Origin of the sequence: Breoghania sp., from assembly GCF_963674635.1 — a bacterium.
Taxonomy (GTDB): domain Bacteria; phylum Pseudomonadota; class Alphaproteobacteria; order Rhizobiales; family Stappiaceae; genus Breoghania.
This window is the reverse complement of record NZ_OY771475.1, coordinates 239,313-264,222: the sequence shown is the minus strand read 5'-3', so window position 1 is coordinate 264,222 and position 24,910 is coordinate 239,313. Positions and strand designations below refer to the sequence as shown.

The 24,910-nt window shown below is 62.6% G+C and carries 20 protein-coding genes; 8 read left to right on the top strand and 12 right to left on the bottom strand.

The annotated features are described in order from the left end of the window. Positions 1-529: 529 nt before the first annotated feature. The 4 genes from purL to ABGM93_RS01080 all read left to right on the top strand — a co-directional run bounded on the left by purL (position 530) and on the right by ABGM93_RS01080 (position 4,415). A complete protein-coding gene (purL, locus tag ABGM93_RS01095; RefSeq protein ID WP_321502667.1) occupies positions 530-2,758 on the top strand; it encodes a phosphoribosylformylglycinamidine synthase subunit PurL in 2,229 nt (742 codons plus the stop codon). Positions 2,759-2,824: 66 nt separating this feature from the next. Next, a complete protein-coding gene (locus tag ABGM93_RS01090; RefSeq protein WP_319773042.1) occupies positions 2,825-3,058 on the top strand; it encodes a BolA family transcriptional regulator in 234 nt (77 codons plus the stop codon). Between the two features lie 132 nt (positions 3,059-3,190). After that, positions 3,191-3,529 carry a Grx4 family monothiol glutaredoxin gene (grxD, locus tag ABGM93_RS01085; RefSeq protein WP_319773041.1) on the top strand — a complete coding sequence of 113 codons (339 nt, stop codon included), beginning with the start codon at positions 3,191-3,193 and terminating at the stop codon, positions 3,527-3,529. Positions 3,530-4,130: 601 nt separating this feature from the next. After that, entirely contained in the window at positions 4,131-4,415 is a 285-nt protein-coding gene (locus ABGM93_RS01080; RefSeq protein ID WP_319773040.1) for a hypothetical protein, read from the top strand. Between the two features lie 51 nt (positions 4,416-4,466). On the opposite strand, the gene ttcA is transcribed toward ABGM93_RS01080, so the two are convergent. The 8 genes from ttcA to ABGM93_RS01040 all read right to left on the bottom strand — a co-directional run bounded on the left by ttcA (position 4,467) and on the right by ABGM93_RS01040 (position 15,284). Then, on the bottom strand, positions 4,467-5,429 hold the full coding sequence (gene ttcA / locus ABGM93_RS01075) for a tRNA 2-thiocytidine(32) synthetase TtcA (RefSeq protein ID WP_321502664.1): 963 nt from the start codon (positions 5,427-5,429) through the stop codon (positions 4,467-4,469). A 69-nt stretch (positions 5,430-5,498) separates the two neighbouring features. Next, on the bottom strand, positions 5,499-7,616 hold the full coding sequence (locus tag ABGM93_RS01070; protein ID WP_321502662.1) for an EAL domain-containing protein: 2,118 nt from the start codon (positions 7,614-7,616) through the stop codon (positions 5,499-5,501). Next, positions 7,616-8,902 (bottom strand): substrate-binding domain-containing protein, encoded by a 1,287-nt coding sequence (locus tag ABGM93_RS01065; protein WP_321502659.1) that lies wholly within the window; start codon positions 8,900-8,902, stop codon positions 7,616-7,618. The genes ABGM93_RS01070 and ABGM93_RS01065 overlap by 1 nt, the downstream gene beginning before the upstream one ends. Positions 8,903-9,099: 197 nt before the next feature. Further along, positions 9,100-10,569, bottom strand: coding sequence for a diguanylate cyclase (locus ABGM93_RS01060; protein WP_321502657.1), 1,470 nt, complete (start codon positions 10,567-10,569; stop codon positions 9,100-9,102). 282 nt (positions 10,570-10,851) lie between these two features. Next, positions 10,852-11,469, bottom strand: a complete 618-nt coding sequence (rpsD, locus tag ABGM93_RS01055) for a 30S ribosomal protein S4 (protein ID WP_321502655.1) — start codon at positions 11,467-11,469, stop codon at positions 10,852-10,854. 244 nt (positions 11,470-11,713) lie between these two features. Next, positions 11,714-13,321 (bottom strand): DEAD/DEAH box helicase, encoded by a 1,608-nt coding sequence (locus ABGM93_RS01050; RefSeq protein WP_321502653.1) that lies wholly within the window; start codon positions 13,319-13,321, stop codon positions 11,714-11,716. Positions 13,322-13,593: 272 nt separating this feature from the next. Continuing rightward, positions 13,594-14,394, bottom strand: coding sequence for a glutamate racemase (gene murI / locus ABGM93_RS01045; RefSeq protein WP_321502651.1), 801 nt, complete (start codon positions 14,392-14,394; stop codon positions 13,594-13,596). Further along, a complete protein-coding gene (locus tag ABGM93_RS01040; protein ID WP_321502649.1) occupies positions 14,391-15,284 on the bottom strand; it encodes an RNA methyltransferase in 894 nt (297 codons plus the stop codon). Before ABGM93_RS01040 ends, murI begins: the two co-directional genes overlap by 4 nt. 418 nt (positions 15,285-15,702) lie before the next feature. On the opposite strand from ABGM93_RS01040, the gene ABGM93_RS01035 reads away from it, so the two are divergent. The 4 genes from ABGM93_RS01035 to ABGM93_RS01020 all read left to right on the top strand — a co-directional run bounded on the left by ABGM93_RS01035 (position 15,703) and on the right by ABGM93_RS01020 (position 21,897). Continuing rightward, positions 15,703-17,934 (top strand): NADP-dependent isocitrate dehydrogenase, encoded by a 2,232-nt coding sequence (locus ABGM93_RS01035; protein WP_321502647.1) that lies wholly within the window; start codon positions 15,703-15,705, stop codon positions 17,932-17,934. A 317-nt stretch (positions 17,935-18,251) separates the two neighbouring features. Beyond that, positions 18,252-19,454, top strand: coding sequence for an RNA ligase RtcB family protein (locus ABGM93_RS01030; protein WP_321502646.1), 1,203 nt, complete (start codon positions 18,252-18,254; stop codon positions 19,452-19,454). Then, positions 19,451-20,104 (top strand): peptide chain release factor H, encoded by a 654-nt coding sequence (gene prfH, locus ABGM93_RS01025; protein WP_321502644.1) that lies wholly within the window; start codon positions 19,451-19,453, stop codon positions 20,102-20,104. The genes ABGM93_RS01030 and prfH overlap by 4 nt, the downstream gene beginning before the upstream one ends. Before the next feature lie 185 nt (positions 20,105-20,289). After that, positions 20,290-21,897 carry an ABC-F family ATP-binding cassette domain-containing protein gene (locus tag ABGM93_RS01020; RefSeq protein ID WP_321502642.1) on the top strand — a complete coding sequence of 536 codons (1,608 nt, stop codon included), beginning with the start codon at positions 20,290-20,292 and terminating at the stop codon, positions 21,895-21,897. A gap of 17 nt (positions 21,898-21,914) precedes the next feature. On the opposite strand, the gene ABGM93_RS01015 is transcribed toward ABGM93_RS01020, so the two are convergent. The 4 genes from ABGM93_RS01015 to ABGM93_RS01000 form a co-directional block, all read right to left on the bottom strand. Beyond that, positions 21,915-22,670: a hypothetical protein gene (locus tag ABGM93_RS01015; protein ID WP_321502640.1), complete on the bottom strand. Its 756-nt coding sequence runs from the start codon at positions 22,668-22,670 to the stop codon at positions 21,915-21,917. Positions 22,671-22,891: 221 nt separating this feature from the next. Beyond that, entirely contained in the window at positions 22,892-23,629 is a 738-nt protein-coding gene (locus ABGM93_RS01010) for a sulfur transferase domain-containing protein (RefSeq protein WP_321502638.1), read from the bottom strand. An 18-nt stretch (positions 23,630-23,647) separates the two neighbouring features. Further along, the gene (locus ABGM93_RS01005; RefSeq protein ID WP_321502636.1) at positions 23,648-24,295 is read right to left on the bottom strand and encodes a DUF6691 family protein; all 648 of its coding nucleotides are present in this window, start codon (positions 24,293-24,295) and stop codon (positions 23,648-23,650) included. Beyond that, positions 24,292-24,837, bottom strand: coding sequence for a YeeE/YedE thiosulfate transporter family protein (locus ABGM93_RS01000; RefSeq protein ID WP_321502634.1), 546 nt, complete (start codon positions 24,835-24,837; stop codon positions 24,292-24,294). The genes ABGM93_RS01005 and ABGM93_RS01000 overlap by 4 nt, the downstream gene beginning before the upstream one ends. Positions 24,838-24,910: the final 73 nt, after the last annotated feature.

Here is a 24,910-nt window from a genome sequence, read left to right as displayed (position 1 = left end):
AAACAACTTGTGATTGAAACCGGCTGTCGGTCACACTGCGTGAGTCAGGCGTTCTCTTAAACATCCACATGGCTCCTTCTGCGCGTTCGCTTTCTTTTCGTGCGTGTGCGCGGGCTCTTGCGCGCATTTTCGTTACGTTCGCGCGCAGGAACATTGTAGAAATAATGATTTAAATATTTATTTAACATCATAATCTGGCAGAGATTTTTTTTCGAACACGAAAAATAGAGAACAATCGCCCCTCATGCCGCGAGACATCTTCCGCACCGTTTGCGCAGAGAGGATCATATCCCTTCGCCGGCCAGCCCCACGCCACCGGGGTGCTGCGTCGGCTGCCTGAAAGCGCGTCACGCACCGTTCATTACGGCACGGTTTCCACACTTTCAGCTACGGAACGTGTCACAATTGCCATCACTCCCGCTTTCTCTTGCGCGGTGCGCCTGCTTCCCTCTCCCCAATGGCGAAGCAATCTGCTATTTGGCAGGCCAATGCTCGGCCCGACATGCAGCCCCAAAACTTCCCGGACGCCATGATTCCCAACGACATCGCCATCACCCCGGACCTCATCGCCGCTCACGGCCTGAAGCCGGATGAATATGACCGCATTCTGGAGCTGATCGGCCGCGAGCCGACCTTCACCGAACTCGGCATCTTTTCCGCCATGTGGAACGAGCACTGCTCGTACAAGTCCTCCAAGAAGTGGCTGAAAACGCTCCCCACCAAGGGCCCGCGCGTCATTCAGGGGCCGGGCGAGAATGCGGGCGTGGTCGATATCGGCGACGGGCAGACCATCGTCTTCAAGATGGAAAGCCACAACCACCCCTCCTACATCGAGCCCTATCAGGGGGCGGCGACCGGCGTCGGCGGCATTCTGCGCGATGTCTTCACCATGGGCGCGCGCCCCGTGGCCGCGATGAACGCGCTGCGCTTCGGCGCGCCCGATCATGCCCGCACCCGTCACCTGGTCTCCGGTGTCGTCGCCGGTGTCGGCGGCTATGGCAATTCCTTCGGTGTGCCGACGGTCGGCGGCGAGGTCGAGTTCGACGCCGCCTATAACGGCAACTGCCTCGTCAATGCCTTCGCAGCCGGCCTTGCCGATGCGGACAAGATCTTCCTGTCGGAAGCCAAGGGCGTGGGCCTGCCGGTCGTCTATCTGGGCGCCAAGACGGGTCGCGACGGGGTCGGCGGCGCGACCATGGCGTCTGCCGAATTCGATGAGACCATCGAGGAAAAGCGCCCGACCGTTCAGGTCGGCGACCCCTTTACCGAGAAATGCCTGCTGGAGGCCTGCCTTGAGCTGATGGCATCGGGCGCGGTTATCGCCATTCAGGACATGGGCGCGGCGGGCCTCACCTGCTCGGCCGTTGAAATGGGCGCAAAGGGCGATCTCGGCATCGAGCTCGATCTCGACCGCGTTCCCGTGCGCGAAGAGCGCATGACCGCCTACGAGATGATGCTTTCGGAAAGCCAGGAGCGCATGCTCATGGTTCTGTCTCCCGAAAAGGAGGCCGAGGCCGAGGCGATCTTCCGCAAGTGGGGTCTGGACTTCGCCGTCGTCGGCAAGACCACCGACACGCTGCGTTTCATCGTCAAGCATCAGGGTGAGGTCGTCGCGGATCTGCCGATCAAGGAACTGGGCGACGAAGCTCCCGAATATGACCGTCCGTGGATCGAGCCGACCGTTCCCGGCCCGCTTGCCGCAGACGATGTCGCCGCCCCCGCCGATTGCGGCGAGGCGCTGCTGGCGCTTCTGGGCTCGCCCAATGGCTCCTCGCGCCGCTGGGTCTACGAACAGTATGACACGCTGGTGCAGGGCAATTCGCTGGCGACACCGGGTGGCGATGCGGGCGTGATCCGTGTCGATGACTCACAGGGCAACGCGACCACCAAAGGCCTCGCCTTCGCCGTGGACGTGACCCCACGCTACTGCAAGGCCGATCCCGTGCAGGGCGGCCGTCAGGCGGTGGCGGAATGCTGGCGCAACCTGACCGCTGTGGGCGCCGAGCCGCTTGCCTCCACCGACAACCTGAATTTCGGCAACCCGGAAAAGCCGGAGATCATGGGCCAGCTCGTGGCCTGTATCCGCGGCATCGGCGAAGCCTGCTCCGCGCTCGACTTCCCCATCGTCTCCGGCAATGTCTCGCTCTACAACGAGACCTTCGGCGAGGCGATCCTGCCGACCCCCGCGATCGGCGGCGTCGGCCTTCTGCCGGATGTGTCCCAGCGCGTCGGAGCCGCCTTCGCCAATGACGGCGATGTCGTGGCGCTGATTGGCGCGGCGGGCTCACATCTGGGCCAGAGCGTCTACCAGCGCGATGTGCTGGGCGAAGTCTCGGGCCCCGCCCCGCAGGTGGATCTGGCGCTTGAGCGCAAGACCGGCGATTTCGTGCGCCCCCTCATCCGTTCCGGCACCTTCACTGCCTGCCACGACATCTCCTCCGGCGGCCTTGGCGTGGCCCTGGCGGAGATGGCGATTTCCGGCCAGAAGGGCGCGAGCGTCAGCCTTGATGAGACAGCAGGCCCCGTCCATGCCCAGCTCTTCGGCGAGGATCAGGCTCGCTACGTCGTCACCCTGCCGGAAGGAGAGCTTGAGCGGGTCGAAAGCGCGGCGCAGTCCGCCGGAATTGCCTTCACGCGCCTCGGCACGGTGGGCGGCAATGATTTGACAGTCGCCGGTGTCCTCTCCATATCCGTTGCAAACATGACCAAAGCCCATGAGAATTGGTTCCCGGTTTTCATGGATGGCGAACCGGGTTGACCCGGAAAGAACGACCAAGAGCTTGCGGACCAAAAACCGCAATGGAAATCCAGGAGACAGATGCCGATGGCGATGGACGCACGCGAAATCGAATCGATGATCAGGACGGCGCTCCCCGATGCAAAGATCGAGATCCGCGATCTTGCCGGTGACGGGGAACATTATGCGGCGACCGTGATCTCCGAGAGCTTCCGCGGCAAGACACGTGTCCAGCAGCATCAGCTCGTCTACCAGGCCCTGCAGGGCAACATGGGCGGCCAGCTACACGCCCTCGCCCTTCAGACATCGGCCCCGGAATAGAGAACACCGGCTGCTTGCCGCGCTTTTGACGGGGCAAGCAGTCACATGACAGTATCAGGCGTTCGGACAAGCTAACCAGTTTCCGGCGTTTCACCGGCCCTTGAAGTCGGCAGAACTTAAGGACTTTCGGACATGAGCGGAATCCAGGACTGGATCGCAAACGAAGTGAAGACCAACGACGTCGTGCTCTTCATGAAGGGTACTCCGACTTTCCCGCAATGCGGGTTTTCGGGCCAGGTCGTGCAGATCCTCGATTATCTCGGGGTGACCTACAAAGGCATCAACGTACTTGAGGACGCTGACCTTCGTCAGGGCATCAAGGACTTTTCCAGCTGGCCGACAATCCCTCAGCTCTATGTGAAGGGAGAATTCGTGGGCGGCTGCGATATCGTGCGCGAGATGTTCCAGGCGAAAGAGCTTCAGCAGGTCTTCGCCGACAAGGGTATCGCGACAGGCGCAGTCGCCGAGTAGCGCCGCAAATGCGCGCCTCACGGTTGATTCGAAAAGCCGACGATGATTTGAAAGGCCGGTCCTTCTGGAGCGGCCTTTTCTCGTTTTTCGGGACCGTTCCGACGGTTGGGCGAAACAGTGACGCAAATGTGATCGCACCCGGAACAGCTGCGCACCTGCATCCGTGTCACCGCTCACGCATTCCCCCGGATTGTGCTGGAGACAGCCAAAAATTAACCTTGCGTTAAGCTTGACCGAAAAATCCCGGTCCGGCTTTAGGCGCTGAGATTGGTGCGCAGAATTCTGTTTTTGCGCAGCCTTATTGGCGGAATTCCGCCATCGTACGCATGGGAAGGATCCGATCGTGACGACTGTGTCCGACCAGGATGGACTTGCCGCCTGCATCGAATGCCGTCATCCCTGAATGCAGGATGAACGGCGGTTTCAGGCTTCGTGCAAGCTTGGGATGGCACAGTCTCGTCGAAGTTTCGCCATGATGACGGAACGCATCCGGCGCATCGGGGTTTGGCAAGGGCACACCTATCGTGCAACCTCAAACGACCACGCCTATTGAGACGGACCTTTCTGCATGAGGCGCAGGGGGCTTCGGGGGAACTCGAACATGAAACACATTGCTGCAGCGACAACCTGCCTGCTGGCCTTCGTGCTCTACGCCTTCGCTCAATCGGGCGAGGCGGAGATGCGCCGCGTCGAATGCGCCAAGCTGATCGTCTACACGCCGATCACGACGACTTCCGATGAGCAGGTCTGCTCGGGCTTTGGCGGCCTCACCGCCAGCAAGACCGACACGCGCGGAAGCCTGACCATTCTCGTGAAGGATCTTCTGGTCGGTGGCGATGAGGGCCTTCAGATGGCAGCCCTGCCCGAGACCACCCACAAGCATTAGGGTTTCGCGCAAGCCGCTCTGTTGCAGCCCGAAGCCGGTCTCGTGGCGCCTTCAGGGCAGCAAACGCGAGATCATGGAGAGCGCCGCTCCGCAGTCCCCATCCGCGCCTGCCGTCCCGCGGGCGTCCCCCGGCGCAAGAGAAGCGAAATCATAAAGCTGTCGATCCAGCAAATGGCTCGGCCGCGCATTGGCAAGCGCGCGGAACATGATCTGCGTGCGTCCGGGCTGCTCCTGCTCCCACCCCGCCATCATGTCCTTGATTTTCTGCCGCTGAAGCCCGTCCTGCGAACCGCAAAGATCGCAAGGAATGATCGGAAAACGCAAGGCGGAGGAAAGCCGGGCCAGATCCTTTTCCGCACAGGCTGCCATCGGGCGCAACACGGTCAGATCGCCGTCCTCGTTGAGAAGCTTCGGCGGCATGGCCGCCATCCGCCCGCCATGAAAAAAGTTCAGCAGGAAGGTTTCCACGATGTCCTCGCGGTGATGCCCCAGCACAACCGCCTCGCATCCCTGCTCGCGCGCGATCCTGTAAAGATGCCCGCGCCTCAGCCTTGAACACAACGAACAATAGGTCTGTCCCGCCGCCACCTTCTCCGTCACGATGGAATAGGTGTCCCGCCGTTCGATCACATGTTTAATACCATGGCGCTCTAGGAAGTCCGGCAGCACATGGGCCGGAAAGCCAGGTTGCGCCTGATCCAGATTGCAGGCGACCAGTTCCACCGGCAGGAGCCCGCGCCATTTCAGGTCGCTGAGCACCGCAAGCAGCGCGTAGCTGTCCTTGCCGCCCGACAGGCAGACAAGCCACTTCGCGCCCTCGCGCACCATCCCGTAATCTGCCAGCGTCTGACGCACTTCGCGCACCAGCCGCTTGCGCAGCTTGCGGAAATTCACGCTGTCCGGCGCATTGGCAAAGAGCGGATGCTCAGCGCCGCAGAAAACCGGACCGCCCTCGCCGTCAGGCTGCTCCGCGTCCTGCGTGGCGCTTTGGGAATATGGATGTGTCGAATTCATGGGCGGCTTATATCGAAAAGCGTCCTGAGGGAAAAGCGGACTTCGCCAGACAGACGGGCTTGGCGCGCGCTATCGGCATCCCTTCTTGGCTTCCGCGAGCGCGCCATGCCGTGTTGGCGCCACCTGCTCGCAACTCCACGCCACGAAATCGGCAAGCGACATGGGCCGGGCAAACAGATAGCCCTGACCATAAGCGATACCGGAGCGCAGACAGTAGGAAAGCTCTTCTTCCGTCTCGATCCCCTCGCCGACCATCGGCAGGTTCAGGTCCTCGCAAATCTGTGCGATTGCGTCGCCAAGTGCGCCAAGCCGATAGCGCAGGTGCTTCTCTCCGGCCAGCTCGCGCGACAGGCTGCCCGCCTGAACGAAGCTGCGATCGATCTTGATGATGTCCGGCTGAAGCATCTTCAGATAGGTCAGCGAGGAATAGCCGGTCCCGAAATCATCCAGCGCAACACGAATGCCCATGTCCTGAATGGCGCGGATGATCTCCCCGTGCTTGCCATCGGCATTCAACGCCACGCTCTCGGTCAGCTCCAGCACGACATATCGGGTGTCGGCCTTGTGGCGCGCGAAGAGCTGGCGCAACTGCGTGAGAAAGGCATTGGAAAGCTGCACACTGGAGACATTGATCGAAAGATAGAAGTGCCGTGTGGCATCGACCGATTGCAGAACCTTCAAGGCGTCCAGCGCCTCGTCAATGACCTGCAACCCAAGCTCGGGCATCAATCCGCAATCCTCCGCCACCGGAATGAACGCGTCCGGCGACAAAGCCCCCACGACGGGATGGTTGAGACGCAAAAGGACTTCGCCGCCAATCGGCAGGCGGCTTTTCAGGTCCACGATCGGTTGGACGACCAATGCGAAATGCTCTCCGAAAAAGCCTTCCGTGACCACCTGCTCGGCAGAAATGCGCTCCTGCGTCCGCGTTCCCATATGGGGCGTGTAAGCCGCCGGCATCAGCTCCGCGGAGTGCTTCATCTCATACATGGCCGTATCGGCCTTCATCATCAGCGAGGACAAGGAATAGTCCTCCGACGTGGCGACGTAGCCGATGGAGCCGATCGGCCGGATCATGTGGCCCTCGATATCCAGTGCGCGTCCAATTTCACGATGAAGCGTCTTTGTCAGGGTCGGCGATTGCGCGGCAACGGTTTCTCCAGTGAGCAGGAGAACGAATTCATCACCGCTCAAACGAGCGACAAGCGCCCCAAGCGGGGCGCTGGAAGCCAGCCGGTTCCCGACGGTGCGCAGCACCTCGTCGCCCACCGCATGGCCGAACGTGTCGTTGATCGACTTGAAGCGGTCGAGATCGATGAACATCAACAACACGCCGACGTTGTCCGCCTTCGCGTGATTAAGCGCCGCTTCCGCGGCCTGTTCAAACCCGTCCCGGTTGAGCAAGCCAGTCAGATTGTCCACGCTTGCCGCACGTCGCAACTTGGAATTGATGATCAGCAACGCCTGCTCGTCGCGATCCAGCCGCGCCTGCATGGCGTTGAACCCCTCTATGACGAAGCCGAACTCGCCCTCGGTCTTGTAATCGACCCGATGGCGTGTCCCGTCGCGGCGTGTGCGTGTGATTGCCTGCGTGAGGTCTCGAAGCGGCCGGATCACGTCCTTCTGGGTCAGACGCCCGGTGATGATCAGGGCCATTACCGTTGTCGCCAGCGTCAGCAACAGGCTGTGCATGAGAACCCAGACACCGACCGCATTTATGTTCACATTCGAGAAGGCGACGTGCAGCGTTCCGACATCGGCCGTGACATTCGCCTTGCGATGCTTGATCGGGGCTTCCACCACCCCCTCGATCCCCTCGGCCTTGAGGTTGCCCGCACGAGCCACCTCGTAACCGGTGTCATCCGTTATCCAGATCGCTTCGATCGATCCCGGATGCAGAAAGTTGCGCAACAGCCGTTCCAGGTGCGCGTATTCGAAATCGTTCAACGGTTGGCCGCTGGCAAAGACAACCGCCTCGATCAGATCGGCGCGCGCGATTTCCATTTCGGTGTGTGCCTTCTCCACCCCGCGATAGGCCAGGATGCCGCCAACAATCAGATTGACGATCACGATGGCGGGAATGAGCGTGGTGTAGAAGCGGAACGCGAAGCTGCGTTGCCGGCGACGGCGGTACCAGATCAGGGCGCGCAAACTGCGTCGGCGCATTCGGCTGAAAATTGAGGGCATCAACCAGGCGTCCTCAAATCTGTACCGACGACGTTCATCAGAGCGTCGAGGCTGAAGTCATAGTCGGCAGCATCGCCATCCGGCCCGACAAGAAACGCCGAATAGTCAATATCCTCAAAAGACCGGCGCTCAATGATAGCACCAATTGTCTTTCTGAAAGTCGATATATTCCCTGCATCAATCGACGACATCTCGACCAAGACCTGTTGCCTGTCGACAGCGATACCGCCTCCGTCGAAATAGTCACGCAGAAGCACCATTGCCCAGGCGCCGCTGAAGTACTGCCCGCCTTCGATCACCTCCATCGAGCCGTTTTCGACCGCGTTGAGGGCATCGGGCGACCAGTTCGCCGCTGCGACGCCAATATCCACGCCAGGCTCCATGCCAGCCTCACGCAATGCGGCAATCGCTCCCATCGCCATCGCCGCATTGGCCGCCCAGACACCGACCGGGCGCGGCGTCCCTGCGCGCGCATAATGCGCCAGTGCCCGGCCCATAAGGGTCTGCGCCTTCGACTTGTTCCAGTAGGCCATCAGCTCATGGTCGACCACCAAACCATATTCACCCCCCGCAACAACTTCGTGCAGCCCGCTATTGCGTTCTATGGAGCCTGGAGTGATGGCGTCGCCAAACAACGCGACAAGCGGACGCTTCGTTTCCTTGACGTCGCCGCCCCCCGATGCACCCAGGCCGTTGCGCTCCGCAAAAGCTCCCAGAGCGCGCGCAAGGCGCTGCCCCATGGCGCGGCTGTTATAGACAAGAGACCCGATCCAGTTGCCCAGCCTTGTGCCCGGTTTGCCCGCCCGCTTGCTCTCTGGCACGACCACGTCGTTGATCAACATCAACACGTTCACCCCATGGGCATGCGCCGCTTCCAGCAAGGAGGCGCCTGCCTGCTCCTCATTGACGAGAACGAGCACATCCGGCTTGTCGGTCACGTCGAGGTGGGAAAGCGCGAGCTGCCTCATCCGCCCGCGGTCCCGCTCCGCCGTCTCGATGACAAGGTCGATGTCAAGCTGATCCGCAGCCGCCCGCATGGTCTGACAGACAAGGCTCCAGAATATCTCGCCCGTGGCGCCGGGATTGATGAAGACGACGTGTGGCCTGTCCTTGGCCTGCGCAGGACGCGGAAAAAGCACAGCAGCACAAACCCAGGCCAACACTAGGGCGGCTAAGATGATCAGCCCCGACCTCTTTCGAATATCGGGAAACGCCATCAGCTCCCCCTGCAACTCCACGCGCGCGCCACCGTCAGGCAGCCCTCCCGTTTCAAAACTGCCAAACATGTAATCTTTACTGATTAAGGGTCCGTCAATTTGTTCTTACCAACACCCCATCAAATACAAGATTCTTTTCATTATAACTACAGGCAATGTCAGTATATGAAATAATACGCATGAGTATCCAGCGTCGGAATGCCTTCTTTTACATCATGAAAATTGACGCAAGACATCAGCCCCGCAACAGGAGCCTCAGCCCCGTCTCACAATTTCATCTGCAAATGCGCATCCCACCCCTCAAGCTCGCAATCGCACTCGATACGATTGCGACCGGCGGTCTTGGCCGCGTAGAGGCAGTTGTCAGCACGCGCATAGATGCCTTCCGAACTCTCTCCGGCGCGCAATTCGGCGACGCCGATCGAGACCGTGACACGCAAGTATTCTTTTGCGCGCTGGCTTTCCCGGGCCGGAACGACCAGGGTCTCGACTGCCTGGCGCAGGCGCTCGGCGGTCTGCACCGCCCCGGCAATTCCGGTATCGGGCAGGATCACGATGAATTCCTCGCCGCCCAGCCGTCCGATCCGATCCACGTCCCGAAGCGTCGACGCCATGCGCACGGCGAGTTCCTTGAGCACGTCATCTCCGGCCAGATGCCCGCACTTGTCATTGATCTGCTTGAAGTGGTCGGCATCGACGATAAGGATTGAGCTGCGCGTCCCATAACGCTCGCTGCGCTCGATCTCGTGATCCAGCTCCTTGAGAATGGAACCGCGCGACAGCAACCCGGTCAGGGCGTCACGTGTCGCCAGCAAGAACAGGTCCTGTTCGCGTTGCTTGAGTTCGCTGATGTCGACGCGGAACGCAACCGTCTCGCCCGTTGCCGTCCGCGTGTTGCTCACCCGAAGCCAGCCCCCGTTGGCGGTCGGTTGCTCGACCACGCCTTTCGGATCGCGGTGATAGGCAAGAGCCCTTTGAATGACCTCTTCCTCACGCCCGATCGCGTCCGGATACCAGCCAAGCATCACCGTTTCCCGAATGATCTCCTCATAGCTCACCCCCAACTGGAGCTTCGTCGCATTCGGCGGATAGATCTCCTTGATGCGACGGTTGAACAGCACAAGCCGGTCTTCCTCGTCAAACAGCATGAACCCGTCGGGAATGGCCTCGATGGCGGCACGCAACTGCTTGCGCGCGACCTCCGCCTCACGCTTGGACCGGCGCAGGCTGAGCTCATCCACCGCCACCCGCGAGAGATCCACCAATGACTGGATTTCGCTTTCGCTAAAGTCTCGCGGCCGTATATCGCATACGGCGATGGCACCCAGGCGGATCCCGTCGCCAGCGATCAGGGGCGCCCCGGCATAGGCGCGCACATGAGGGGCCCCCTGCACGAAGGAATAGTCCGCAAAACGGGAATCCTGAAGCGTATCGCGGATCAGAAACGGCTGGTCCTGCCGGATCGTCTGGTCGCAGAACGCACCCTGACGCGGGATCGGACCATTTTGAAATCCGATCTCGGATTTGAAGAACACACGGTCGGAATCGATAAAGGACAGGAGAGCGACGGGCGCATTCAACGTGGCTCGAACCATCCGCACCAGGCGATCGAACTCGTCTTCAGGCCCCGTGTCGATGACATCGTATGCCGCCAGATGGGCGAGCCGCGCCTCTTCGCATACCGTTGTGGCGGTGCCTGGATCGGTCTGACAGAGCGAAATGATCGGATCCTCCACCCTGTAGCCTCTCCATATTTCAAGATCGCTTGGCGGGCATCACGCGACGGGAACAGATATGCCATGTTAATTAATAATCGTTTAACCTTCGGTTATGAAGGATTTTCTTTTTTGATATTTATAACAATGAAATAAAATTAGAGACGATGAAATACAACGCCACAAAACGGGCGGATGCGACAAGAGACGTCAACGGGCGCGTTCGCACCATCGATGCCATCAGAGCATAAAAAAGGCCGCCCGAAGGCGGCCTTTCGTAAGCGTTTGCGAAATCCCGATCGCTTAGCGCGAGTAGAATTCGACGACCAGGTTCGGTTCCATCATCACCGGGTACGGCACGTCGGCGAAAGCCGGGGCGCGGGTGAAGGTGGCGGTCATCTTGGAGTGGTCGGCCACGATGTATTCCGGCACGTCGCGCTCGTTGGACTGCACGGCTTCCAGAACGATGGCCAGCTCGCGGGACTTCTCGCGGACCTCGATGACGTCGCCCGGACGCACGCGGTAGGACGGGATCGTCACGCGACGACCGTTGACCTTGACGTGGCCGTGGTTGACGAACTGACGCGCGGCGAAGACCGTCGGAACGAACTTGGCGCGGTAGACGATCGCGTCGAGACGACGCTCCAGCAGGCCGATCAGGTTCTCGGAGGTGTCGCCCTTCAGGCGCGCTGCCTCAACGTAGATCTTGTGGAACTGCTTCTCGGAAATGTTGCCATAGTAGCCCTTGAGCTTCTGCTTGGCGCGCAGCTGCACGCCGAAGTCGGAGAGCTTGCCCTTGCGGCGCTGGCCGTGCTGGCCGGGGCCATATTCACGACGGTTAGCCGGGCTCTTCGGACGACCCCAGATGTTCTCGCCCATACGGCGATCAATTTTATACTTCGAGCTCTGACGCTTGGACATTCGCGTGGTCCTTGGTTTTGTCTGTTTGTAAGGACACGCGCCCTCCTCTGTGCCGCTCAGAACGGTGTGAACCGGTAAAGATCTGCGACACTGACAGGAACGTCGGCAAAGCGTTTGCCGCGTCCCGCGGGTGCGTGAAACGCCACGCGGGCCCTGTTGGACCCGCATGGACGCGCGTTGATCTAGTCGAATGCGCCGCCCGTGTCAAACCTCGGAGCGGCGGTATCGACACAAAAGCGCCCCGTCAGGCGCCGAAGCGCACCGGTCCGCCTTCGCTGCGAGCCTCGCCACGACCTTCGCCATGACCCTGATGGGTATTGGGCCCGCTGCCCTTGCGGTGCGGTTTGCGCACACGACCGGCGGCGTTCTGGGCATTGCCATTGTGCCCGCCGGCTTTTCCGCCACGCCCGTTGGACTTGCCGAAACGCTTCGGCGCGCCTTCGCCGCGAACCTGCTCGCCGTCTCGCTCGCGACGCGCACCATTGTCGCGATCACGCTGCGGAGCCGCACTGCGCTCGCGGCGCGGTTCGAACTCGCGATCCTGATCGCGCGCCTGATTCCGATCCTGATTCCGGTCGCGACGCTGGCCACCTTCGCCCCGCGCCTGACGCGGCGCATCGCCATCACGACGCTCGGAATTGCGGGGACGGTTACGGTTGCCGCCACGCGCCTGCTTTTGCGCCCCGCCGCGCTCGCTGCCCGGTTTGCCGCGCGGATCCGTCTCCGGATCCTCGCCCGGCATCAGGTCCAGCGGACGCTTGGTCAGGCGCTCGATATCACGCAGGAACGGCCGCTCTTCCGGCATGCAAAGCGAGATCGCAATGCCCGTCGCCCCGGCACGCGCGGTGCGCCCGATGCGGTGGACATAGGTCTCCGGCACGTTCGGCAGCTCGTAATTCACGACATGCGAGATGCCGTCCACGTCGATACCGCGCGCCGCAATGTCGGTGGCGACAAGAACGCGCAAGCCGCCATCGCGGAAAGCGCCCAGAGCCCGCTGACGCTGGCTCTGGCTCTTGTTGCCGTGGATCGCAGCCGCTTCGAGGCCGGAGCGGCCCAGATCGCGCACGACGCGGTCAGCGCCGTGCTTGGTGCGGGTAAAGACAATGGCGCGTTCCACATCATTGTTGCCGAGCAGATCACGCAGACGCGCGGTCTTGGCGCCCTTGTCGAGGAAGATAACCCGCTGCTCGACCTTTTCCGCCGTGGTCGCCACGGGGGTCACGGAGACTTGCAGCGGATCATTCAGGTAATCGGCGGCCAGTTCCGCGATCTGCTTCGGCATGGTCGCGGAGAAGAACAGCGTCTGACGCTCTTTCGGCACCAGCCTGGTGATGCGGCGTAGGTCGTGGATGAAGCCGAGATCGAGCATCTGATCGGCCTCGTCGAGCACCAGCGTTTCGATAGCGCTGATGGTGACGGCCTTCTGGTCGATCAGGTCGAGAAGACGGCCCGGTGTCGCCACAAGAATGTCGGTGCCGCCGGAAAGGCGACGGATCTGCCCGCCGATCGACACACCGCCGACGACGACGGAGGTGCGCAGGCGCAGGTTCTTGCCATAGACAGACAGATTGTCGGCCACCTGCTGGGCGAGTTCGCGGGTCGGGACGAGGATCAGTGCGCGGGTGGAGCGCGGGGTCAGCCGGACATGGCGCTTGGAAAGCAGCTCAAGAAGCGGCAGCCCGAAAGCTGCGGTCTTGCCGGTGCCGGTCTGGGCGATGCCAAGCAGGTCACGCCCGCCAAGCACGAGAGGGATCGCCTGAGCCTGGATCGGCGTGGGCGAAGTGTAGTTCTCGTCGGCCAGCGCTTTCAAAATGGGGGCGCTGAGTGCGAGATCACTGAATTGGGTCAAAGATGTACTTTCGGTTTTCCCGCCCAAGTGCAAGCCACGCGCAACACAGCGCGGGCCGCTGAGCGGCTTGATAAATGCAGTTCGTCAGTTGGGAGGAACCGCTCGCGTCGATCGCCGGACACCGCACCCAATGCGCGGTCCGCGACTATCCCCTTCACGTGAAAGCAGCATCATACTGCCGGGGCGACGCGGTAACGATGGTGCCTTATGTCGGTATGCCCGCCTGAAAGTCAAGCCCCATTCGCTGCACTGCAAAAACACGGCGATGCCGTTCAGGCCTGTTCCCACCGGCCTTCTGCGTCGAAACAGGAAGGAAACGTGGCAGGCGGACGGGTGGAAAAATATACCGTGGAACCGCGCCCTTGCGGCCCGTCCATGATGAGCGTGGAAAGCCGCCGGGCGATGGCAGGCGCCGGATCGATCCATGAGACCGGCCATGGCGCGATGCGCTCGAAGGCGGCTTGCAGGAACGGGTAATGGGTGCAGGCGAGCACGACCGTATCGGTGCGCACGCCATCGCGGTCCACGAAGACCGGCGCGATCTCCCGCATCACGTCGCCATCAGACACCGGCTCGCCCGCAAGCGCCAGTTCCGCCAGATGCGACAGCCCCTGAGCCCCCACAAGTGTGATGGCGATTTGCGGTGCAAACTGCCGGATCAGCTCGAACGTGTAGTCGCGCCGCACCGTGCCGGGCGTCGCAAGCACGGAAACGAGCCCCGAGCGCGTGGCAGCCGCCGCGGGCTTGATTGCCGGAACCGTGCCCACGAACGGCACACGGAACTGTTCGCGCAGTGCGGGCAAGACGAGGGTGGAGGCCGTGTTGCAGGCGATGACCACCGCACGCGGATCGTGCCTCGCAATCAGCTCCCCCATCAGCTCGACCACATGACCGACCAGTGCCGCCTCTTCCCAGTCGCTATAGGAAAAGCCTGCATGATCGGCCACATAGACAAGATCGAGTTGCGGCTCCTGCGCCCTGACATGTCGCATCACCGAGAGCCCGCCAATGCCGGAATCGAAGATCAGGACCGGGCGGCTCTTCTTCTGACCGGGCATCGCGTCGTCGCTCATTCCTCTTCAGCGTCGGCGGGCGTCGGCGCGGCCTCCGGTTTTACCCCGCCAAGAAGCGAGCCCTTGGGCGTCACCGCCGGGCCTTTTATCTTGGAGGCGCGGGGTTTGCGCCCCTCAAGAGCTGCCACGACGCCACGCAAGGTGCGCACATCCTGTTCGCTCAAGGCGGCCTTGTGCAGGATATTGCGAAGCGCGCGCACCATGGCGGGCTTCTTGTCCTCGGTGCGGAAATAATTCGCTGTCTCCAGCGCCCCTTCCAGGTGATCGAACAGCCGGATCAGCTCTTCGCGGGTTGCCGGAGCCCCCTCGATTTCGCGGAAAGGCAGCGCGCCGCCCGTGGCAAGCTTGCGCCATTCATAGGCAAGAACCAGCACTGCCTGCGCGAGATTGAGCGAGGCATAGGTCGGATCGATCGGCAGGGTGACGATCTCGTCGGAAAGCGCCACTTCCTCGTTGTTGAGGCCCCAGCGTTCGCGCCCGAACAGGATGCCCGTGGCGAGCCCCTGCGATCCGTGCTGCACCAGTGTCACCGCCGCCTCGTCCGGTCCGCGCACCGGCTTGGGGATCTCGCGCGACCGCGCGGTGGTGGCGAAGATGAAATGCAGATCGGCGACCGCATCCTCCACCCGATCAAAGACCTTCACCGCACTGATGACGTGATCGGCCCGGCTGGCGGCGGCATTGGCGCGCCCGTTGGGCCATCCGTCGCGCGGATTGACGATACGCAGGTCGCGAAGGCCGAAATTCGCCATGGCGCGGGCCGCTGTGCCGATGTTCTCGCCAAGCTGCGGTTCGCACAGAATGACGGCGGGCGGCAGGATGAGAGACGACGGCGCGGTCTGCGCCCCGCCCCCGGCTTCACCGGTGGTGTTTTCAGATGCGTGTGACATGGGCCACGGATTTAGCTCAACCGGGGGAGCATGGGAAGTGGGACAATGCCGGGTTATGCACCGCGAAGACGTGGGCTACGCCTGTTTTTCCTGGCGCCTTCAGGCGGATCGCCGACGAATTCCGCCAACCCGGCCGATAGCGCAAGGCTCTCGCCCCGATACGTTGAGGGGTGCGACGTCTTATGCACTTGTCACGCTGGCAACAGTTGCGTGGCGGCGCGCCAATGAATAAAACACCCTCGGTCCAGAAAGGCCGCCTTTTACCGGCGGCCATGGCGGTGGGGGAGATCAGACAGAACAAGCGCCAGCACAGTGCCGTCCCCAACGACAGGCAACAGCAAGCCCTTGGCTTATGCCGCGCCCTCCCTACCTTCCAGATCGCGAAGCCTCAGATCCACTTCTCAGGAACCTTTAAAACATGGCAGACACCGGACGCCCCGACATCATCTACACCAAGGTCGACGAAGCCCCGCAGCTCGCAAGCGCCTCGCTCCTGCCGATCATCCGTTCTTTCACGAGCCAGGCCGGCATCACGGTCGGGACCATGGACATCTCGCTGGCCGGCCGCATTCTGGCGACCTTCCCGGAATACCTGACCAACGCCCAGAAGCAGTCGGACGACCTGGCCGCGCTCGGCGCACTGGTGAAGGAACCGGAAGCCAACGTCATCAAGCTGCCGAACATCTCCGCATCCGTTTCGCAGCTCCATGCCTGCATCAAGGAACTGAACGCGCAAGGCTACAAGATCCCCGCCTACCCGGAAAACCCGGAAAGCGATGAGGAAAAGGCCGTCCGCGCGAAGTACGACGCCATCAAGGGCTCTGCGGTGAACCCGGTGCTGCGCGAAGGCAATTCCGACCGCCGCGCGCCCAATGCCGTGAAGGCCTATGCCAAGAAGCACCCCCACTCCATGGGCGCATGGTCGGAGACCTCCAAGACCCACGTCGCCACGATGGGCAAGGACGACTTCTTCGCCAATGAAAAGTCGCTGACCGTTCAGGCCGCCTCCGCGGGCAAGGCCAAGATCGAATTTGTCGCCAAGGACGGGGCGGTGACCCCGCTCAAGAGCGATTTCGCCATTGAAGACGGCGACGTCATCGACGGCACCTTCATGAGTGCCAAGGCGCTGTCGAAGTTCCTCAAGGAACAGATCACTGAGGCCAAGCAGCAGGGCGTCCTCTTCTCCGTCCACCTCAAGGCGACGATGATGAAGGTCTCCGACCCGATCATCTTCGGCCATGTGGTGAAGGCCTTCCTTGCGCCGGTCTTCGAAAAATACGGCGCCGATCTCAAGGAAGCGGGCGTTGATGCCGATTACGGCCTTGCCGACATGCTGGCCAAGGTCGCGGCCCTGCCCGCCGACAAGAAGGAGCCCATCGAGGCGGCCATCAAGGCAGCACTGGATGACGGCCCGGACATGTACATGGTGAACTCCGACAAGGGCATCACCAACCTGCACGTCTCGTCCGACGTCATCGTTGATGCTTCCATGCCGGCTCTCATCCGCGCCGGCGGCAAGGGCTGGGGCCCGGACGGCAAGGAACACGATACCAAGTGCGTGATCCCCGACAGCTCCTATGCGGGCGTCTATCAGGCGGTGATCGATCACTGCAAGGAGAACGGCGCGCTCGATCCGGCCAAGATGGGCACTGTGCCGAATGTCGGCCTGATGGCCCAGAAGGCGGAGGAATACGGCTCCCATCCGCAGACCTTCAAGGCTCCCGCCGATGGCACGATCCGCGTCGTCGATGCGGCGGGCACCACGCTGATGGAGCACACGGTTGAGGAAGGCGACATCTGGCGCATGTGCCGGACCAAGGACGCCCCGATCCGCGACTGGGTGAAGCTCGGCGTGACCCGCGCGCGCCTGTCCGGCATGCCGGGCATCTTCTGGCTCGACAAGAAGCGCGCCCACGATGCCCAGCTCATCAAGAAGGTGGACGCCTATCTGCCGGAGCACGATCTGACCGGTCTCGACCTGAAGATCATGGCCCCGGAAGCGGCGGCCAGGGTTTCCGTGGAGCGTCTCGCCAAGGGTGAGGACACAATCTCCATCACCGGCAACGTGCTGCGCGACTACCTGACCGACCTCTTCCCGATCCTTGAGGTCGGCACCTCGGCCAAGATGCTTTCCATCGTGCCGCTGATGGCCGGTGGCGGCCTGTTCGAGACGGGGGCTGGCGGTTCCGCGCCCAAGCATGTGCAGCAGCTTGTCGAGGAAGGCCACCTGCGCTGGGATTCACTGGGTGAGTTCTGCGCACTTGGTGCCTCGCTGGAGCATCTCGCTCAGACCACCGGCAACGACAAGGCGCAGGTTCTGGCGGATACGCTCGATGCAGCGATTGCCACATTGCTCGACAAAGACCGCTCGCCGCGCCGCAAGGTCGGGGAACTCGACAACCGCGGCAGCCACTTCTACCTGGCGAAATACTGGGCCGAGGCTCTGACCGAGCAGGACAAGGACGCGGAGTTGCAGGCGCATTTCAAGCCCGTCGCCCGCGCGCTTGCCGACAATGAGGTGACCATTCTGGCCGAACTCAAGGCAGCCCAGGGCTCCCCGGTCGATCTGGGCGGCTACTACCACGGCGAAGACGCCAAGGTTGCCGCCGCCATGCGCCCGAGCACCACACTGAACGGCATCATCGGCTGACGGCAGCGGCCTTCACCGACGAAACGAACAAGGGGGCGGCCAGTGGCCGCCCCTATTGTTTTTTGGCAACAGGTGTATCCCACTTGCACAATCTGGATGGATCGGGGTTGCACTCTCTGTCCAGAGGACGCATCTATCCCCCGCCGATACCCGGCTATCGCTTTTGATTTGAATACGGGAAGCCGCAAATGAAGTTCGCGCGCCGCTTGCCCAAGAGGGCAGCCCACCTGAGCTAGACCGCGTTAGCGGCCAGGCCAGGATGTGCGGGACAGGGACACCCTGCTCCCGACCCATTCTCGTATTCAAAGGCATCCCACATGGGCAATCCTTTATCGGATGGCTCGCCGGCAGACCCCGGCGGGGCTTCCATCCATACATTCTATTCCGCCTCCACCTGGATCGAAGGGGCGGCGGTTGAACAGTTGCGGCAGGTGTCGCGCCTTGAAGGCGTCAAGCAGGTCGCGGCATTTCCCGATCTTCACCCCGGCACTTACGGCCCGGTCGGCAGCGCCATTCTCTCCACCCGCCTCTACCCGCATCTTGTCGGAACAGACATCGGCTGCGGCATGTCGCTTTTCGTGCTGGACGTTCCGGTCCGCAAGCTGCGGCTCGACAAGGCGGCGGAGAAACTGAGAGCCCTGGAAGGCGTCTGGGACGGCGACGCGTCCGCGCGCCTTGAGGCGGCGGGCCTTGCGCCCGACCTCCAGCCCGACGCACTGGGCACGATTGGCGGCGGCAACCACTTCTGCGAATTGCAGGGCGTTGAAGCCATCGACGACCGTGAGGCCCTCGCGGCGGGCCTTACGCGCGACAGTGCCCTTCTGCTGGTCCATTCGGGCTCCCGCTCGCTGGGCGCGGCGGTTTTCAACACCGTGCAGGAGGCCGGACGCGGTTTTGACGGCACATGCGAAAAGTCCCTTGCCTATCTCAAGGCACATGACGATGCACGTGTCTGGGCCGCGCTCAACCGGGCGATCATTGCGGAGCGGGCCGCCACGGCCTTGCGTACGCGGTGTCGGCTGATCTGCGATGCGCCCCACAATTTGATCGAGCTGCGCGGAGACGCCTTCCTCCATCGAAAGGGCGCGGCCAAGGCGGACATGCCGCTGGTTCCGCTTGCGGGCTCACGCGACACGCCAAGCTTCCTCCTGCGCCCCCTGCCGGGGCGTAACGAGGCGCTTTCCACGCTCTCGCATGGGTCGGGTCGCAAATATGATCGCAAGTCGATGGCCGGACGCGTCGGGCAGACCCGTTCGGACCGGGAAAAGCTGACCCGAAACGCATCGGGCGGCGTGGTGATCTGTGACGACCGCACCCTGCTGATCGAGGAAGCGCCCTCGGCCTACAAGAACCCGCAACAGGTCGTCGACGATCTGGCACAGGCCGGGCTTGCGGTCCCACTCGCAACACTGACCCCGCTGGTGACTTTCAAGAAGTCCTCCCCCGAGGGTACGCAAAGGAAGGAAAGGGATCGGCAGCGCGGCGACCAGCGCCGCCGGGAAAGGAGGCTGCGGCCATGAGCAACGACAAGAAGTTGCGGCTTCTGGTGACGAGTGGTGACGGGCCGCGCGAATGCCGCCTGGCAGTGGCGCGCTGCCTCCGGCTGATGGAACGCGAAGCAACCCGCATGGGCCTTGCGATCTCCGTTGCCCTGCCCGATGACCAGACCCTGAGCACGGCCCCCGATAACGATCTCTCCTCTGCTTTGGTGACCGTTGCGGGCAAAAAGGCGGAGAGCTTTGCCGCGCGCTGGCTGGGGACGGTTCGCTGGACCGCGCCCAGCCCCTTCCGGCCCCACCACAAGCGCCAGAACTGGTTCATTGGTGTCTTCGCGGTGGAGACCGGGGCGGATTTTCCCGACGAAATCGACCGCAACGATCTCCGCTTCGAGACCTTTCGGGCCGGAGGGCCGGGTGGCCAGCACCAGAACACCACCGACAGCGCGGTGCGTCTGACGCATGTGCCGAGCGGCGTTTCGGTCATCGCCAAGGACGAACGCTCCCAGCACCGCAACAAGCAGATGGCGCTGGAACGCCTCGCCGCACGCCTCTATTTCGCGCAAGCAGCCGAGGCAAAGCAACGACGCATGTCGGAAAATCTGCTGCATAAGCAGGTGGAGCGCGGCAATCCGGTGCGTTGCTTCAAGGGGCCGGACTTCCGGGAACTGTGACCCCTGAAAAGAAAAGGGGGCGGCCACGGCCGCCCCTCCCCCCCAGCCCTGGCCCTCGCCCTGGCCCTTGCCACATCATGAGACCGCACCTACCTTCAGGTGCATCACGACAGGAGACGCATTCGACATGATCAAGACCCTCGCCGCATTCACCACGCCTTCCCTGCCGCGAGAGTTCATGTCCTATGCAAGCATCCATTGTCCTGTCCGACCTGTCCTGGTCCACACCTGACGGCACACCGCTTTTCACCGATCTCAATTTGAGCTTCGGCCCCGCACGTACCGGCCTTGTCGGGCGTAACGGGGTCGGAAAGAGCACGCTCCTGCGCCTGATCTCAGGTGAGCTGCCCCCGACCTCCGGCCAGATCCGCAGATCGGGGACGTTTGCCATGGTGCGGCAGGAGGCGATGGTGCGGGCAAGCGACACGATCGCGGACCTCATGGGCGCAAGCCCCGCGCTGGCGCTCCTTGAGCGCGCCGAGGCGGGGATCGCCACCATTGAGGATCTGGCGCAGGCCGATTGGTTGTTGCCGTCGCGCATCGAAGCCGCGCTTTTGCGCTGCGGGCTTTCATGCCCACCGCAAACGCCCCTGGCCCACCTTTCCGGCGGCCAACGCAACCGTGCATCGCTCGCCGGACTTCTGGTGGCCGAGCCTGATTTTCTTCTGCTGGACGAACCGACCAACAATCTCGACCGGGCCGGACGACAGGCTGTCATCGACATTATCCGTCAATGGACGGGCGGTGCGATCATCGTGAGCCACGACCGCGAATTGCTGGAGGAAATGGACGCGATCGTCGAACTGACATCCCTCGGCGCAAGCCTTCATGGCGGAAACTACAGCGCGTTCCGTCAAAGGAAGGAGATTGAACTGGAAGCGGCGGAACGAGGTGTGGCGCACGCCGAAAAGGCGAAGGGCGAAGCCGCACGCCGGGCGCAGCAGGCAGCCGAACGCAAGGCCCGCAAGAACAGCGCCGGACGCAAAAGCCGCGCCAAAGGCGATCAGCCGAAAATGCTGATGGACGCCGCAAAGGCCCGGTCCGAAGCCTCAGGCGCGGCCGATATCCGTCTGCGCGAAAGCCGGTTGAAGGCCGCCGACGAAACCCTGTCCGTGGCCCGTGAAAAGCTGGAAATACACCAGCCCCTCAACATGACCATCCCCTCGACCGGTCTCGCCGCCGGAAAGACCGTGTTGCGACTTGAAGACGTGAGCGGCGGCTACGATCGCGATGCTCCGGTTATCCGCGACCTCTCGTTCACGATCACCGGGCCACAGCGCGTCCTCGTCACCGGCGCGAATGGCAGCGGCAAGACAACGCTGTTCAAACTGATCATGAACCAGCTGACGCCGCACCGGGGCCGGATCGACCTGCCTGTTCCCCATGCCTTGCTGGATCAGCATGTCGGACTGCTCACCGCGATGGAAAGCCTGCGGGAGAATTTCCTGCGCCTGCACCCATCCACCGATGCACATATGGCCCACGCGGCGCTGGCGCGCTTTGGTTTTCGCGCCGACGACGCCCTCAGACAGGCCGGATCGTTGAGCGGGGGAGAACGCCTGCGCGCAGGCCTCGCCTGCACGTTGGGGGCCACGCCGCCGCCCCAATTGCTGCTGCTCGATGAGCCGACCAATCACCTAGACCTGGACGGTATCGCGGCACTGGAAGCAGCCCTTGAGGCTTATGATGGCGCATTGCTGGTCATCAGCCACGACAAGGCCTTCGCAACCTCCCTCGCGCCCAACAGGACGCTCCATCTGGAGGACGGTCGCCTCACGACGCACGGCGATTGACAGCGCGCCTTGCGGACCTAGAACCCCAGCGCCTTTTCCAGCCCGCTTATCTGCGCCACGGTGTCGATCCTCACCTCGCTGGTGTTCTGCAAATCGCGGTCTTCCAGCACCTCACTGTCGGGATGCTGTGCCGCCCAAGCTTGGAGCGTGTCATCGCGCTGCCGGATCAATGCCTCGATCTGGGGTCGGAACAGAACGACCATCGCATTGAGCCACTGGTTCACCGCCCAGTTGGGGTGCGCCAGAGCGATGCGGAAATGGTCGAGAAGACCGATCACGTCGTCCGCCTGGTAAAGCGTCTCGTTGGTCACCCAACGATTGGTGGTGAAGATGCGCAAGGGCCACCCTGTGCCGTCCACGCTGATCGCCGCCAGATGCACGAAGCGCGCCTCCGGCTCGTCCGGCACGAAAGCTCCCGGCAGGTCCCACGGCTCGATGTCCGGCAGGATTTCCGCCGGGCGCACGAAAAGATGAAAATGGCCATTCTCCCCGTCCAGCATCTCTTCGGGCGTGTGGGAATGATAGAAATACTGGCTGTGCGTTTCAGGGTCCTGCACGTCGCCTTTGGGATAGCTTTCCCAGATGAGGAAATCCCCCTGATCGCGCAGAACCTCCAGAACGACATTGCTGCCCGACTTGGCCAGCACATGCTCGCATTCAAGCACGGTGGCCGCGGCATCGTGCATGGCCTCAAGCTGTTCGCGCGACAGGCGCGCAAAATCCGGCAGGGCCGCGCCATGCCGTTCCCGGGTGATCATTTCAGCACTCGCCATGATAGCACCTCGCCATGGGGCCTCCCCCCGTCCCTGCCATGCGCCCGTGCCCCCATGCTAATGCCCGTCGGCGTGCCGCGAAAGGTCACCTGCCCCGCATCCTGCGGCGACAGCGGCTGATCGCTTTGGTTCAGCGTGAAGCACCTTTGAAAACAGGGGGCCGGGGGATCGTTCGCTCTCCCCCGGCCTCACCGCGTCATGACATCGTCAAGCCTGACGGATCAGAGCGGGGGAAGCCCCAGTTGTTCGCGCACCGCCTTCTCGCGGCTGGTCTTCATTCCGACCGTGCGGCCTTCCTGAACGGCGATCTGTGCCGGAACGCCTGACGCGGCCCGGTAAAGCGCCCAGGTCGCGCCGACGCGGTTCGATGACTCGCAATGCATCAGGATCGGGTACTTGGTGGCGTCGTTCAGGATCGCCGAAATCTCGGCGACCTGCTCAGGCGTGGGAGCAGAGGTCGGCACCGCAACGTTGATATAGGCCATCCCGGCCTGCTCCACGAGCGGACCTTCCGCCGTCGCGCCTTCCTCCGCGGTGTTGAGGTTCAGCACGGTCTTGAAGCCAAGTGCGGCCAGCACCCCCATGCTCGCCTGATCGATCACACCGCCGGTCCCGATATAGGGCGTGGCGCGCAGGTAGTTCTTCACGATGCCCGGCATCTTGTCGCCATAGGGCGCCTGCGTGAACTTTGTCGTGGTGTCGTAGGGGTCTTTCGGAAGGGCGGCCTCCGTGGCGGCGGCAGGTTTTGCAGCCGCCGGCGCACAGGGGTTCGCCATCGGCTTCATGGCAGGCGCGCATGGATTGGACGGGCGGGCAGCCGGGGCGCAAGGGTTCACCAGCGCCGGGGCGCAAGGGTTTTTTGGCTGTGCATGGGCTGCCGGCGCCGCTGCGCTCACCATGACGGCGGTGACGGGAACGAGGGCTGCCGACAGCAGGCTCTTGCGGGACTTCATGGACATTGAATTTTCCTCCTCGGTTCAGGCGTTCAAGGCCTGACCGTGTGTCTTGACGGATTGTGTTTGTTCATCGAGCGGAGTGCAGACCTCTTCGGCCGTGAAGGGGCCGCCACGGGCGCGCTCAAGCTTGGAGCCCAGCGTGTAGCCAATCACCGCGATGACCACGAGGGCGGCCAGAATGAGCCATTCCGGCAGGCCGGTCAGGTCGGTGAGCCGCTCGCCCTCCGGCCCCTGAGCCGCGAAATAGAAATTGGTCAGCGGATCGAAAACGGTCGCAAAGAACGCCGTCCCGGCGACCATTCCGGCAAAAAAGACCACCGCATCGATGCGGCCTGACCCGATGCCCACGAGCGAGGTGCCCGGGCAATAGCCGCCCAGCGCAAAGCCCGCACCGATCAGCAAGCCGCCCCCGGCCATGGCCCAGAAGAACAACGTCGGCACATAGACCGAATTGTCCGCGATCACGCCCGCGACGCGCAGCAGATAGAGCCCGATGGCCGCCACCAGAACGGCGGTGAACATCACCTTGAAGACCGAAAAGTCCTTCAAGGAGAACTGGCCCGTCAGTTTGCGCGGCGAGCCGAAGCCCGCCCCTTCCAGCGCCAGACCGAAGAGGAGACCGGCCAGCAGACCGCTGGCGACGCCGCCGTCATAGAAGGGAATGCTCATTGCCAGACCCTCCGTGCCAGCATGGAGACCACAAAGCCCGCGATGAAAAAGCCGGCGAGGAACACGAAGCCCGCAACCGCCAGCGTCGCACCGCCGGAAAGGCCGAGGCCCGACGTGCATCCCCGCGCCAGACGCGCACCGAAACCGGTCAGCGCACCGCCGACAAAGGCCAGAACGAAACGCTGCATGCGCGAGGCCTGCGGGCCACGCTCAACCTGAATGCTGGTGCGCCCCGCCGTGCGCGCACCGATGAAAGCGCCGATCAGCACACCGATCGATTCCCACGTGATCCATGAGACAAGCGGAGCGCCCGCCGCCATGAAGGGGCCGAAATAGGAATTGTCGGCTGTAGCCTGCGGCGCGACCCAGTCGCTGACCTGAACCGCGAAACGCGTCACGAAACCCGAAGCGCCGAGCCCATGGCCGGAGACAAGAAAAGTCACGAGCAGGGCGAACCCGAGCGCGAACCCGGCGACGAGCGGCGGCCAGAACGGCCGCGGCCCCTCGCGGTAGCGCCCGAGTGAACGTTGACTGATGGCCATGACGACCTCTCCCCTTCATATCCGTATATTCGTATGTGATAATATACAAATTTTCTAAACTGGATCAATCCAC

What these genes read in the sequence shown, in the direction of transcription:
- purL (WP_321502667.1), top strand. Translation starts at nt 530, where the DNA reads ATGATTCCCAACGACATCGCCATCACCCCGGACCTCATCGCCGCTCAC.
- ABGM93_RS01090 (WP_319773042.1), top strand. Translation starts at nt 2,825, where the DNA reads ATGGCGATGGACGCACGCGAAATCGAATCGATGATCAGGACGGCGCTC.
- grxD (WP_319773041.1), top strand. Translation starts at nt 3,191, where the DNA reads ATGAGCGGAATCCAGGACTGGATCGCAAACGAAGTGAAGACCAACGAC.
- ABGM93_RS01080 (WP_319773040.1), top strand. Translation starts at nt 4,131, where the DNA reads ATGAAACACATTGCTGCAGCGACAACCTGCCTGCTGGCCTTCGTGCTC.
- ttcA (WP_321502664.1), bottom strand. Translation starts at nt 5,429, where the DNA reads ATGAATTCGACACATCCATATTCCCAAAGCGCCACGCAGGACGCGGAG.
- ABGM93_RS01070 (WP_321502662.1), bottom strand. Translation starts at nt 7,616, where the DNA reads ATGCCCTCAATTTTCAGCCGAATGCGCCGACGCAGTTTGCGCGCCCTG.
- ABGM93_RS01065 (WP_321502659.1), bottom strand. Translation starts at nt 8,902, where the DNA reads ATGTTTGGCAGTTTTGAAACGGGAGGGCTGCCTGACGGTGGCGCGCGC.
- rpsD (WP_321502655.1), bottom strand. Translation starts at nt 11,469, where the DNA reads ATGTCCAAGCGTCAGAGCTCGAAGTATAAAATTGATCGCCGTATGGGC.
- murI (WP_321502651.1), bottom strand. Translation starts at nt 14,394, where the DNA reads ATGAGCGACGACGCGATGCCCGGTCAGAAGAAGAGCCGCCCGGTCCTG.
- ABGM93_RS01040 (WP_321502649.1), bottom strand. Translation starts at nt 15,284, where the DNA reads ATGTCACACGCATCTGAAAACACCACCGGTGAAGCCGGGGGCGGGGCG.
- ABGM93_RS01035 (WP_321502647.1), top strand. Translation starts at nt 15,703, where the DNA reads ATGGCAGACACCGGACGCCCCGACATCATCTACACCAAGGTCGACGAA.
- ABGM93_RS01030 (WP_321502646.1), top strand. Translation starts at nt 18,252, where the DNA reads ATGGGCAATCCTTTATCGGATGGCTCGCCGGCAGACCCCGGCGGGGCT.
- prfH (WP_321502644.1), top strand. Translation starts at nt 19,451, where the DNA reads ATGAGCAACGACAAGAAGTTGCGGCTTCTGGTGACGAGTGGTGACGGG.
- ABGM93_RS01020 (WP_321502642.1), top strand. Translation starts at nt 20,290, where the DNA reads ATGCAAGCATCCATTGTCCTGTCCGACCTGTCCTGGTCCACACCTGAC.
- ABGM93_RS01015 (WP_321502640.1), bottom strand. Translation starts at nt 22,670, where the DNA reads ATGGCGAGTGCTGAAATGATCACCCGGGAACGGCATGGCGCGGCCCTG.
- ABGM93_RS01010 (WP_321502638.1), bottom strand. Translation starts at nt 23,629, where the DNA reads ATGTCCATGAAGTCCCGCAAGAGCCTGCTGTCGGCAGCCCTCGTTCCC.
- ABGM93_RS01005 (WP_321502636.1), bottom strand. Translation starts at nt 24,295, where the DNA reads ATGAGCATTCCCTTCTATGACGGCGGCGTCGCCAGCGGTCTGCTGGCC.
- ABGM93_RS01000 (WP_321502634.1), bottom strand. Translation starts at nt 24,837, where the DNA reads ATGGCCATCAGTCAACGTTCACTCGGGCGCTACCGCGAGGGGCCGCGG.